At 63.3% G+C, this 10,965-nt stretch carries 11 protein-coding genes; 7 read left to right on the top strand and 4 right to left on the bottom strand.

Going from position 1 to position 10,965, the window contains the following annotated elements; all coding sequences use genetic code 11:
- Window positions 1-54: 54 nt before the first annotated feature.
- Window positions 55-894 carry a MurR/RpiR family transcriptional regulator gene (locus AC1DIO_RS25080; protein ID WP_476854262.1) on the bottom strand — a complete coding sequence of 280 codons (840 nt, stop codon included), beginning with the start codon at window positions 892-894 and terminating at the stop codon, window positions 55-57.
- A 122-nt stretch (window positions 895-1,016) separates the two neighbouring features.
- On the opposite strand from AC1DIO_RS25080, the gene AC1DIO_RS25075 reads away from it, so the two are divergent.
- The 4 genes from AC1DIO_RS25075 (at window position 1,017) to AC1DIO_RS25060 (ending at window position 7,142) form a co-directional block, all read left to right on the top strand.
- On the top strand, window positions 1,017-1,751 hold the full coding sequence (locus AC1DIO_RS25075; RefSeq protein WP_441507767.1) for a glycerophosphodiester phosphodiesterase family protein: 735 nt from the start codon (window positions 1,017-1,019) through the stop codon (window positions 1,749-1,751).
- An 804-nt stretch (window positions 1,752-2,555) separates the two neighbouring features.
- The gene (locus AC1DIO_RS25070) at window positions 2,556-3,524 is read left to right on the top strand and encodes a class I mannose-6-phosphate isomerase (RefSeq protein WP_441507766.1); all 969 of its coding nucleotides are present in this window, start codon (window positions 2,556-2,558) and stop codon (window positions 3,522-3,524) included.
- Complete coding sequence (locus tag AC1DIO_RS25065; protein WP_476776598.1) at window positions 3,521-5,806, top strand: glycosyltransferase family 4 protein; 2,286 nt, start codon at window positions 3,521-3,523, stop codon at window positions 5,804-5,806. Before AC1DIO_RS25070 ends, AC1DIO_RS25065 begins: the two co-directional genes overlap by 4 nt.
- A 37-nt stretch (window positions 5,807-5,843) precedes the next feature.
- A complete protein-coding gene (locus tag AC1DIO_RS25060) occupies window positions 5,844-7,142 on the top strand; it encodes a glycoside hydrolase family 130 protein (protein WP_476834860.1) in 1,299 nt (432 codons plus the stop codon).
- A 389-nt stretch (window positions 7,143-7,531) separates the two neighbouring features.
- Here AC1DIO_RS25060 and AC1DIO_RS25055 read toward each other — a convergent pair whose 3' ends face one another.
- Window positions 7,532-7,696 carry a hypothetical protein gene (locus AC1DIO_RS25055; protein WP_441507763.1) on the bottom strand — a complete coding sequence of 55 codons (165 nt, stop codon included), beginning with the start codon at window positions 7,694-7,696 and terminating at the stop codon, window positions 7,532-7,534.
- Between the two features lie 55 nt (window positions 7,697-7,751).
- Between AC1DIO_RS25055 and AC1DIO_RS25050 the strand changes: the two genes are divergently transcribed.
- The 3 genes from AC1DIO_RS25050 to AC1DIO_RS25040 all read left to right on the top strand — a co-directional run bounded on the left by AC1DIO_RS25050 (window position 7,752) and on the right by AC1DIO_RS25040 (window position 8,643).
- Window positions 7,752-7,973, top strand: a complete 222-nt coding sequence (locus AC1DIO_RS25050; RefSeq protein WP_441507762.1) for a hypothetical protein — start codon at window positions 7,752-7,754, stop codon at window positions 7,971-7,973.
- Window positions 7,974-8,042: 69 nt separating this feature from the next.
- Window positions 8,043-8,303, top strand: coding sequence for a hypothetical protein (locus tag AC1DIO_RS25045; RefSeq protein WP_069882796.1), 261 nt, complete (start codon window positions 8,043-8,045; stop codon window positions 8,301-8,303).
- A gap of 31 nt (window positions 8,304-8,334) precedes the next feature.
- On the top strand, window positions 8,335-8,643 hold the full coding sequence (locus tag AC1DIO_RS25040; protein ID WP_441507760.1) for a hypothetical protein: 309 nt from the start codon (window positions 8,335-8,337) through the stop codon (window positions 8,641-8,643).
- A gap of 167 nt (window positions 8,644-8,810) precedes the next feature.
- Here the strand turns inward: AC1DIO_RS25040 and AC1DIO_RS25035 are convergent, their stop codons facing one another.
- A complete protein-coding gene (locus AC1DIO_RS25035) occupies window positions 8,811-9,545 on the bottom strand; it encodes an outer membrane protein (protein WP_441507759.1) in 735 nt (244 codons plus the stop codon).
- Window positions 9,546-9,868: 323 nt separating this feature from the next.
- A complete protein-coding gene (locus AC1DIO_RS25030) occupies window positions 9,869-10,810 on the bottom strand; it encodes a GGDEF domain-containing protein (protein ID WP_441507758.1) in 942 nt (313 codons plus the stop codon).
- Window positions 10,811-10,965 lie beyond the last annotated feature (155 nt).

Genomic DNA, 10,965 nt, shown 5'->3' with positions numbered 1-10,965 from the left:
CCCCGCTACCGGGGTCCTTGTTCAGTGGTCCGATCACGCGCGACACCGCAGCCGCTATCCCGGCTTGCCGCGAAACATCCGTTGCAGCGTCTCGACCTTTGCCAGCGTCTTCAGCGAGCGACCGCGGTCGGTGCGCGACAGTTCCAGGATCAGGGTATTGCAGATCGCCATCGGGACGGTGAGCGAATGGAATTCGCCCTGCTCGCCACGGTCGGCAACGAGTTGCGCGTCGCAATCCGGCACACCCGTGCGCCGGTCCGTGATCAAGAGCGTTCCGGCATTGATGCCTTGCGCATAGGCGATGATCCGCGCGGCCGCCGGGCTCTCGTGGCGAAAGACCAGGGCGACGACGACATCGCCGGCGGCGAGGCCGAGCAATTGGTCAGCCGCCTGCCAGTCGGCATGGGCGACCACTGCCGCCCTGTAGCMGGACCTGACGAGACGGCGCACGAACAGGTCCGCCAGGCTGCTCGCATGCCCCTCGCCGACCACCAGGATCCGCCCGGCGTCGCGCAGCAGACCGGCGGCGGCAATGATATCGGCATCCGAAATCTGCGCAGCCACCGCGTTCAGGGCACGGATTTCACCATCGACGACAGAGCCCAGGAGGGAATCGCCGCGGACGCGGCTGAGCCGGCGCCGGACGCGAACCGACGCGTCGAGATCGGCGACGACAGCGTCCTGCAAGGCGCCGCGCATGTCGCGATAGGTGGCAAAGCCGAGCTTGCGTGCGAGCCGGCCCGCAGTCGAGGGATGCACGCCGGCCTGCCCTGCGACCTTGTGCGCCGGCAGAAAGCTGCCCGCTGTCCGGTCAGCCAGGAGAACCTCGATCAGCCGCCGATCGGCTTCGGTCAGTTCGTCCCGGTGCGCCGCGATAATCTCCGTCAGGCTCATGCAACCCTCCCAATGCCGCCCAAGGTAGACAAGCCCTTCGGAGCTATGCAAGATAAATTGCTGACTCTTGATATCGCAATTTATCTTGCAACGCAGAAAACCTCTTGGACTGTGACGGTGACATGACAGAGATCGCCTCTCATCGCGGCGGAGCCAGACTCTGGCCCGAGAACAGCCGCCTCGCCTTCCGCAACTCCGCCGCGATGGCTGTCGACTTCATCGAGTTCGACATCCATCGCAGTCGCGACGGCGTGCTGCTCGTCCATCACGATCCGCTGCTCGGCCGAACCTCTGCCGGCACCGGAGCGATCGCGGACAAGGACTGGGCCGACCTCCGGGAGGTGGCGCTGCTGCGCACAAGCGACGAGACCATTCCGAGCCTTGACGAAGTGCTCGACGTTCTCGAGCCGAGCGGCATCAAGCTGCGCATCGAGCTGAAGAACCGGCACGACGGCAGCCGCTATCCCGGGATCGAGGCCCAGATCGTCGAAGTGCTCACGGAAACGCGCCTGCTCGACCGGACGACCTTCACCGCGTTCGATCTCGCGACGCTGGAAGAACTGTCCAGCTTGGCGCCAGCCACGCCATTGATCTGGCTGATCGCCGAGAAGACGCTCGCCGCGCCGACGCGAGATCTCGGTGCCTTGTGCCGAAAGGCGCGCATGGCGGGCGTTCCGGAGATTGCGGTGCGCATCTCGCAAGCCCAGGACACCGATGCGGAGATCTGCCGGCGTGAGGCGATCCGCTACGGTCTCTTTGCCGTGCATGAGGAGGCGGAGATCAAGCAGGCCTTCGCCGCGGGCGTGAGCGCCTTCACGACGGATCGGCCGGACCTCGCCGTCGCCCTAAGGCCATAGGCAAGTCGGACTGCGCGGGCTCTGCTGCGTCTTGCCGATCCATCAGAACTTTCCCGCTTCCGGTCTCGAAGGGGTGCCGCCATGCCAACCAAGGCGGCACGCTGGAAAACCTCGATCCAATCTCTCAATATTTGATCTCATCCTGAACGTCGGTATTATCCAAAAAATAATTATGGATCTTTCCTGAGTTATTCACGCTATATAGCGGCGCGATCGACTTTCTCGATACTTTTAAAATTCACCTCATAATTTAGGTTAAATCTCGTCCGTAGTGAATTGTTCTCATGTCAGGAAGCGCCATTATTTTGTCGGCGACACTCCCTGGTGTGCGCCGGCTGCTTGGGGCCAGCTCAAGGACAAGGCCGGGAACGATCGTGTGCGGCCAGACTTTATGCTGCGGGCCGCGTGTTCCGGCATGGCGTCAGTCGTGCAACTCTGCCGAATGAGGGCATGTGCCTTTCGAGGCGACGCGCAATGGATGATGAGATCCGTCTGCACGGCACCCTTGCTAAGAACCGAGCCGTGCTAGCCGGTCTCAGCCCTGGCGCGCAGGTCCTCCCATGAAGCGGAGCACCTGATCCATCGAGGACCGCGCGACGCGCGATCATCCAGCTATCCGGGCCGCGGTCCTGCTCCAGCGTTGGAGCGGTATCTGGCCTGTTCGATGCGCCCAACGAGCGCATGATGCTGCCTGCGGCGGGCCTTTTGTCCCTCGCCAGGCGCCATTGAAAGCCGTCGCCGACCATTGCCGCATCGATCGACAGCCGTCGCTCGATCACTGGCGATGCGCACCAGGAGACCGATATGGCGCTCGAACAGGCCTGCGTACATGCGATGCCCAAACCCTGGGGGTCGACCGATCTCCTGCCCTGGAGCGAGGTCGCGCATGACGGCGTCGCCATCGGTGAACTCTGGTTTCAACGCCGCGACATTCACGCGGCCGAGCCCGCCCTGCTGCTCAAGTTGTTGTTCACGCGCGAGGCATTGTCGATCCAGGTGCATCCGGACGACGCTTTCGCGCAAGCTATGGGGCTCCCTCACGGCAAAACCGAAGCCTGGTATATTCTCTCCGCGACACCGGATGCCACGATCGGCGTCGGGCTGAAATCGGCCCATACGCCCGCAGAACTGCGGGCCGCCATCGAGGATGGCTCCATCACCGACCTCGTGCAGTGGCGCAAGGCCTGCAAGGGCGACGTCATCTTCGTGCCGGCCGGAACGATCCACGCGATAGGCCCCGGGCTTGTCCTCGCGGAAATCCAGCAGCGAAGCGACACGACCTTCCGCCTGTTCGACCATGGCCGCCAACGCGAACTTCACATCGAGCACGGCGTTGCAGCGGCCCTGGCCGCGCCCGCCGCAGGGCAAGCCCCAGTGCGGTATCTTGGCGATTGCAGGACCCTGCTCGTCGCGAGCCCGTATTTCGTCCTCGAGCGGTTTGATCTGGCTTCGGGATCGGTCTGGAACCTCAGTGCAAGCAGAGAGACCTGGCTGGTCATCATCGCTGGCACCGCCAGGCTCGGGGCGTTCCAAGCAGTCGCCGGCGAGGGCTGCTTCATCGAGGCCGACAGCATGCGCATCGAGGCGGGGGGCGAAGGCCTGACCTGTCTGGTGGCCTATGACGCGACAAGCCCCTGCCCCGACCTTTTGCATGCCGTCTCTGCGCATGATGCGAATGCGCCAGGCGACGCCGTTTCCCAGCCGCCTCAGCCGCCCCTGCCGCTCCCGACGCTGGCGGGTCCGTCCAACCCCTTCACGGAGGCCCGACCATGAGCCCGCTCCACCGCATTGCCTTCATCGGCAACTCGCTTCCGCGTCGCTGCGGAATCGCGACCTTCACGACGGATTTGCAACAGGCGGTCGCCTTGTCGGGCTCGGATCTCGAAACCTCGATCGTGGCCATGAACGACCATGGTCATGCTTACGACTATCCACGCTCCGTCCACTATCAGGTCGGCGACGACCGGTTGGAGGATTATGCAGGGGCCGCCGACTTCCTGAATGATGGTCGGTTCGACATCGTCTCGCTCCAGCATGAGTTCGGCATCTTCGGCGGAGAGGCCGGCGGCCACATCATGGCGCTGCTGTCGCGGCTGAAGACGCCGGTGGCCACCACACTCCACACCGTCCTGTCCGAGCCGACGCCGGTGCAGCGCGATGTCATGGAACAGATTGTCGACGCCTCGACGCGCATCGTCGTCATGGCCGAGAAGGGCCGTGACCTGCTGCGGACCGTCTACAGACTCCCTGCCGACAAGATCGAGGTGATCGCGCACGGCATTCCCGACGTCGCCTTTCTCGCACCTGACGACGCCAAGACCAGGCTCGGGTTCAGCGGCCGCTCCGTCATCCTGACCTTCGGTCTGCTGTCGCCCAACAAGGGCATCGAGGTGATGATCGACGCGATGCCGGCGATCCTGCGGCGTCGCCCCGATGCGGTCTATGTGGTTCTGGGTGCAACGCATCCCAATCTCGTCCGCGACCAGGGCGAGGCTTATCGCGCCAGCCTGATGAGCCGCGTGCGCGAACTCGGCGTCGAGGATCATGTGGTCTTCCTCGACCAGTTCGTCGATCAGGCGACGCTACTGGGCTTCATCTCGATGTGCGATGTCTATGTCACGCCCTATCTCAACGAGGCGCAAATGACATCGGGCACGCTGGCCTACAGTTTCGGCCTCGGGAAAGCCGTCGTCTCGACGCCCTACTGGCACGCACAGGAACTGCTCGCTGATGGGCGCGGCATTCTGGTGCCCTTCGGCGATGCGGTTGCCATCGGCGACGAGATCGCGGGACTGCTGACCGATGTCGACAGGCGCCAGGCAATGCGGCTGCGTGCCTATGCCAGTAGCCGTTCGATGACATGGGAACGAACGGCCAAGCGCTATCTCGCCGCGTTTGAGACGGCGCGTCGGGGCCGGGTGCTGAGCGTCGTCGCCAGCCCCATCATGACAACGCCCTCGCCGCAGATTCCTGCGCCTCCGGAGATGCAGACAGGACATCTCCTGTCCATGTGCGACGATACCGGATTGTTCCAGCATGCCGTCCATTCCGTGCCGGATCGCGCGCATGGCTACTGCGTGGATGACAATGCCCGCGCGCTCCTCCTCGCCTGCACCTTGAGCAGCACCGGCGAACGGCAGCTTACGGACGCGCTGACGGCGCGTTACGCATCCTTCGTCCAGCACGCTTGGAATCCCGACACGCGACGCTTCCGCAATTTCATGAGCTTCGACCGGCGCTGGCTGGAAGATACGGGTTCCGAGGACAGTCATGGCCGGACGCTCTGGGCGCTGGGCGAATGCGCGCGCAGCGATGTCAGCCCGTCGCGCCGGCAATGGGCAGCCGCCCTGTTCGCACAAGCCCTGCCCATCGTCGAGAGCTTCACCTCGCCCCGCGCCTGGAGCTTCACCCTGCTCGGCCTCGACGCCTATTGCGCCGTCGCCGGGGCGCCGCCGACTGCCATCTGGCTGCGCCCGCTGCTGGCCGATCGCCTGCTCGCCCTGCTCTCGGCGGTCGAGACACCGAACTGGGTGTGGTTCGAGGACGGGCTTTCCTATGACAACGCGCGCCTGCCTCAGGCCCTGATCGCAACCGGTACCTCCATGAAGGTCCCAGCCTATCTCGAGGCCGGGTTGCGGTCGCTGCGCTGGCTCGCGGATCTGCAGACGACGCCCGCGGGTTTGTTCAGGCCTGTCGGCTCCGACAGTTTCGGCGACAAGCGCCGTGCACCGAGGTCCTTTGATCAGCAGCCGCTGGAGGCCACGGCGACAATCTCAGCCTGCCTCGCAGCCTGTCGGGCCGATGGCGATCCGCATTGGCGGACCGAGGCCGCACGTGCCTTCGCCTGGTTCCTCGGCCATAACGACCTCTCGGTGCCGCTGGTCGATCTTGATACCGGCGCCTGCCGGGACGGCCTGCACCGCGACCGCGCAAACGAGAACCGCGGGGGCGAATCCGTGGTATCCTATCTTCTCAGCCTCGCCGAGATTCGCCAGCAGGCCCGCATCAGCGGGGACCGCCCGAAACTGGCGCCGCTTCGGGTCCTCCATGCCTGATCCTTCCGCCAGCGCGCACGAACAGACTGGGGTCGCCTTGTCCCAGCCCGCTTTCCTGAACCGCCAGGCCCTGTATTTGCGCCCCGATCCTTCCAGGGTGGTCGTGCGCCGGTTCGGCCCCGCGGTCGAGCCCAGGGACCTCAGCCCAATCGACAAGACGCGGGCGAATCATATCGTCGACCGGGTCCTGGCGCTGGATGCCGATACGGCCGAGAGCCTGCTCTCCGACGTCTTGGAGAACTTCAAGGGCCGACACCGCAACCTGCTGGAGAAATTCGAGGAGCGCGCCGATGAGATGGAGGAGGCATTCGCAACGCATTGCGACTTCACCAGGATTCAGCGTCAGCTGGTCGGAGCCTACTTTCTCCAGGAGAATTCATTCGAAGCAGCGGCGCTCTTCAACCCGAGCATCGTTTCGCACCCTGACCAGTCCGGCGCTCCTCCAGGCGGGCGCCGCTTCATCCTGAGCGTTCGCGCGGTTGGCGAGGGCCATATCTCGTCCCTGACTTTCCGCTCGGGCTCGATTGCGAATGACTGCAGCATCAGTGTCGATCCGACATCGCGGCTGGCTTCGATCGCCACCTTGCGCAACCGCATGGCGCGCCTCGACGGCGACGATGTCGAGGTCGCATTTTCGCCCGATGGCGACATCAGCGAGCGGGTGATCTTCCCCATTACCGCATCTCAATCGAATGGCATCGAGGACGCACGTTTCGTCGCGTTTGACGAAGATGGGAGGACGGTGTTTCGGGCGACCTACACGGCCTATGACGGCCGGGCGATCCGGTCCGAACTGATCGAGACCAGCGATTTCCTGTCGTTTCGGATGTCGCCGCTGCGGGGCACCGCGGCCGCGAACAAGGGCATGGCGCTGTTCCCTCGCAAGATCGGTGGGCGCTACGCCATGATCGCGCGGCAGGACAATGAGAACCTCTATCTCATCTATTCCGATGACCTCTTCACCTGGAACGGTGGGGTCGTGATCCTGAGGCCCCAATTTGCATGGGAGTTCGTTCAGATCGGCACCTGCGGCTCCCCGATCGAGCTTGACGAAGGCTGGCTGCTGTTGACCCACGGCGTCGGGCCCATTCGGAAATACGCGATCGGAGCGGTTCTTCTCGACAAGCAGGATCCGTCGAGGGTCCTCGCGCGGACCCGCGAGCCGCTCGTCCGGCCAGAACCGTCCGAGCGTGAAGGCTATGTTCCCAATGTCGTCTATACCTGCGGCGCGATACGCCATAACGACCACATCATCCTGCCCTACGCGGTCTCCGACACGTTCTGCAATTTCGCGACGATCAGGATCGCTGCGCTGATGGGCGCMATGGAACGCTAGGAAGTCTTCCGGGCACGGGCTCGCGCGAGAAATCGGCTACGCAGGCTGGAAAAAGGTTCCGCCTGCGCCTGGCTCAAAGTAAGCATCGACGTCGTCATATGTCATGCCTTCGGCCAGGCCGGAATAATTGAAATCATCAAGCAAATCAGGGTTAAGACAATCGGCAGAGGGGCTGGAACGATGTATGTGCGAAGATGACGCGGCCTTAGAACTTGCTTAGCGACTGAAAGAAGCGCGTAGTGGATTGTCGCCTCCCTTCGCACTGAACCGAGAGCGGGTCGCGGTGTCATTGTGGCGCCGGTCGGCACTGGATTTTCGTCTTGCAAGGCAATGGCCAGATCATCTGGCGCAACGGCACGCGCCAGCCGGCATCATTCAGCTTCAGAACGTCACTGAATGCCAGGGACATGTGTTCCGGGCATCTTGTCGCGAACCTGAGCCGGACGGACCCGCTCCAGTTCGCCTTTCCGATCCACCTGATCCGGGACGACGGAGACATCGTGGATCTCCTGATCATGGGCCATCGCCACGATGGGGCGGCCTTCATCGGCCATCTGGCTTCGTCGAATGAGAAGGCGCGCAATGGATCGGGCATCGAGGACACATGTCATGACAACCGATTATAAGGCAGGCGATGTCATCAGCTTGGCTTTTGGCTTCTTCGACAGAACCGGCGTCGGGAAATACGAGATCATACGGGTGCTTCCGGCGAGCGAGAACGGACAGCGGCAATATCGGGTGCGCGGCGCCGATGGCCACGAGCGCGCCATCGAAGAACTCCAGATCCGCGCCAGCGTCACGCAAACGAACCATTTCGGCAACCTGAAATAACCGCGGCGTCCGGAAGAGAGCCGAGCAGGCGGCTCTGTTAGCATTGGCAGGGAATGGCAGGTGCGGATCATGACGGACCGGACCACCGAAACGGAGATCACGTTCAGCCATCCCTTCAGGTTGAGCGCGCTGTCGGATCCTCAGCCGGCCGGAACCTATCGGGTCGTCACCGACGAAGAAGAGATCGTGGGCGTGTCGTTCCGGGCTTTTCGCCGGACCGCCACGATGCTGCAGATCCCGGCCATCGAATTTTCACGCGGTTCCTCGCAGATCATCCTCGTGGATCCGATCGAACTTACAGCTGCCCTGGAGAAGGATAAGCAGGCCTAGTCACACCTATGAACCGTGAAGTGAGACGATCATGCGTTATCTCGGTGGAATCTCGGGGCGAGGCGCCCTGATGAGCAACGGCATCAAGATCGGCCGTGCATCCTACGATTTTGAAGGTTTCTTCCAGGATCCGATCGGAGTGACCAGCTGCGGCGAGGTCCGGCTGGCCTTTCCCGCACTGAAGACCGTCTTCGGCCGCGCGGATGTGCAGCTGCTGACCGATGATGGCCATCTCCTCGATCTCAGGTTCTCCTATCGGGAATTTCCGTCGACGACCGGCGCCGCCCATGTCGAGGTCACGGGAGATCTGCCTGCTACGCCGCAGAATTGGCACCATTGATCATCTCGCCCGCGATGCTGCCGATCGGCGGGCGTCGCTCGAATCCCCGGCTCTCATCTCGCTCGACATGATGCGGTCGAATTGCCCGGCCCACCCGCCGMGAGCTCGAAGAAACGGAAACAGCCCGGCGCATGGTCCGGGCTGTTTGCAGATCCAGGATGCGCGACTCAGAACTTGTAGTTCACGCCGACGCGAACGATGCCGCCATTACCGCCACCATTGGTGGTCGCGGTATAGAGCCCGGCCGGGAGCACGCCACCCGCCGGGTTGGTGAAGGCCCTGTTTCGCCGGCCCTCGCCGGTATCGACGTAGAGACCTTCGAGCTTGACGGTCCAGTTATTGGTGAAGGCATATTCGACGCCGCCGCCGATGGTCCAGCCGGTATTGCTCGTCGTGTTGCCGGTCAGCGGGTTGCTGTTCAGCCCGCCATAGGCGAGACCGCCCGTGATGTAGACTAGGGTCCGATCGAAGGCGTAGCCGACGCGGGCACGCACGGTGCCGAAATAGCCGCCGTCACCACCGCCTCTGTTTGCCCACCAGGTGTATTGCCCCCAGGACACATCGCCGCTCGAACCGACATATTGGATATCGGTCTCGAGACCGTAGACCCATGCGCCGGACTGCCAGTTATAGCCGATCTGGCCGCCACCGACGAACGCGCCGTCGCCGCCACCGCCACTCAGGATTCCCGAGGAGCCAGTCGTCGGCCCGGTGACGATGACGTCACGCGACCCGCCCCAGCCCACACCGGCGTTGAGACCGACGTAGAAGCCGGCCCAGGTAAAGACGGGAGCGTAGACGATCGGGGCCGGGGGCGCGGAGCGGCTGGGAAGATCGGCGGCGAAGGCAGACGTAGCCAGGCAGGTTGCAAGGACGGCGGTGGATGCAAGCCCTAGTCGCATGGTGTCCTCCGAGGTCGGCATTTCACCTCACAATTGTTGCACAACAATCCACATCGGTGAACCTCAATAATCGACCGTCCTTTACTGCAGGAGTGGCCTAGTATTCCGATGGAGATGCTTTGGCCAACCAGCCGATTCCAAACGTGGAATCTGCACTGCCCACGCCATCCCGATCCGGTGGCCGCTTCACAGTCGCCACGCCCGCCGGCGCGCTTTCAGTCCAGCTCCGGCCGTCATGGCTTGGCCCGCTCGCCCTCCAGATCATCCTCGCGAGACGTTGCGAGCGATGGCGGTGTCTCCCGGCTGTAAATGAGAATTGCGCGCTACGGCGCGATCGATTGGGGGGATCGCTCGGCTTCGCCTTCGGCCGCGACGATGCAGTTTCGGCCTCTCGACTTGGCGGCATAGAGGGCCTTGTCGGCACGTGCGTACAGGCTCAGCGATACATCCGTCGGATCCGTCTCGGCGATTCCTGCCGAAAAGGTGCAACGAAAATCGCCATGGCCGCCTTGCGGCTTCATCGCCCGAACGACGATGAGCATGCGTTCCAGGACCAGCGCAGCCTCGGCAGCGGATGTCCTGGGCATGACCAGGACGAACTCTTCGCCGCCGACCCGGCCGAAACAATCGGAGCGCCTGACATTCGCGTGGATCTCCTTGGCAAATCTGCACAGGATCTCATCCCCGGCCGCATGCCCGAAGCGATCGTTGATGACCTTGAAATGGTCGATATCGAGAACGGCCAGGCAGCCCGTCAGCCGGCTGTCCAGGCGCCGTTGAAGCAGCATGTCGTCGATCCGGGCCATCACGAACCGGCGGTTGGCGATCCCCGTCAGTTCGTCCGTGTACGAGGCCTTGACCGCACTGTCCCGGTCCTGGCGCAGAGTTCTCTTGTCGGAATGGAGATCGGTCGTGACGCTCGCGATGCAGAGCATCCAGCCGTCATCGCTGACCATCTCGGTCATCCAGAGCCACCGCCCGTCATGCAGATCGGTCTCGTAGGCGCGGTACCCGACCTTGCCTCGCCGCGACTGCGTCGAGATCAGCCATTCCTCGAAATTCTTGGTTCGAACGACCGTCCCGGTTTCCGCCGAAAAATTCCGGCGCATGATCTCCGACCAGGACGGATCCTCGCTGGCGCGGATGGAATAGGCCTGGCGAAAGGCTCGGTTCGCCTTTCGAAGCCGGTCGAACTGGTCATACAGGGCGACCAGGACCGGGGAGCCCTCAAGCATCTCAATGAGCTGTTGAGTCGTCTCGTCCATCGATCGGGAACCTAACACGTTACCGGGAGGGGAAGCAGCCCTTCACTCGACGAATGACCGGCCCGGTTTCTGTCCGACGAGCACGGCATTGCCGGAAAGGGACTGCCGATCAGGCAGTCGAGCGGAGGTTTGCAGCATAAGGCCAGTATGCAGTG

This window comes from Allobosea sp. 05T439 (genome assembly GCF_056396005.1).
Note: the sequence above shows the minus strand (reverse complement) of the source record. Positions and strands in the feature narration are given on the sequence as shown.

Coding starts and splice junctions, on each gene's coding strand:
- AC1DIO_RS25075 (WP_441507767.1), top strand. CDS start 1,017: ATGACAGAGATCGCCTCTCATCGCGGCGGAGCCAGACTCTGGCCCGAG.
- AC1DIO_RS25070 (WP_441507766.1), top strand. CDS start 2,556: ATGGCGCTCGAACAGGCCTGCGTACATGCGATGCCCAAACCCTGGGGG.
- AC1DIO_RS25065 (WP_476776598.1), top strand. CDS start 3,521: ATGAGCCCGCTCCACCGCATTGCCTTCATCGGCAACTCGCTTCCGCGT.
- AC1DIO_RS25055 (WP_441507763.1), bottom strand. CDS start 7,696: ATGGCCGATGAAGGCCGCCCCATCGTGGCGATGGCCCATGATCAGGAG.
- AC1DIO_RS25050 (WP_441507762.1), top strand. CDS start 7,752: ATGACAACCGATTATAAGGCAGGCGATGTCATCAGCTTGGCTTTTGGC.
- AC1DIO_RS25045 (WP_069882796.1), top strand. CDS start 8,043: ATGACGGACCGGACCACCGAAACGGAGATCACGTTCAGCCATCCCTTC.
- AC1DIO_RS25040 (WP_441507760.1), top strand. CDS start 8,335: ATGCGTTATCTCGGTGGAATCTCGGGGCGAGGCGCCCTGATGAGCAAC.
- AC1DIO_RS25035 (WP_441507759.1), bottom strand. CDS start 9,545: ATGCGACTAGGGCTTGCATCCACCGCCGTCCTTGCAACCTGCCTGGCT.
- AC1DIO_RS25030 (WP_441507758.1), bottom strand. CDS start 10,810: ATGGACGAGACGACTCAACAGCTCATTGAGATGCTTGAGGGCTCCCCG.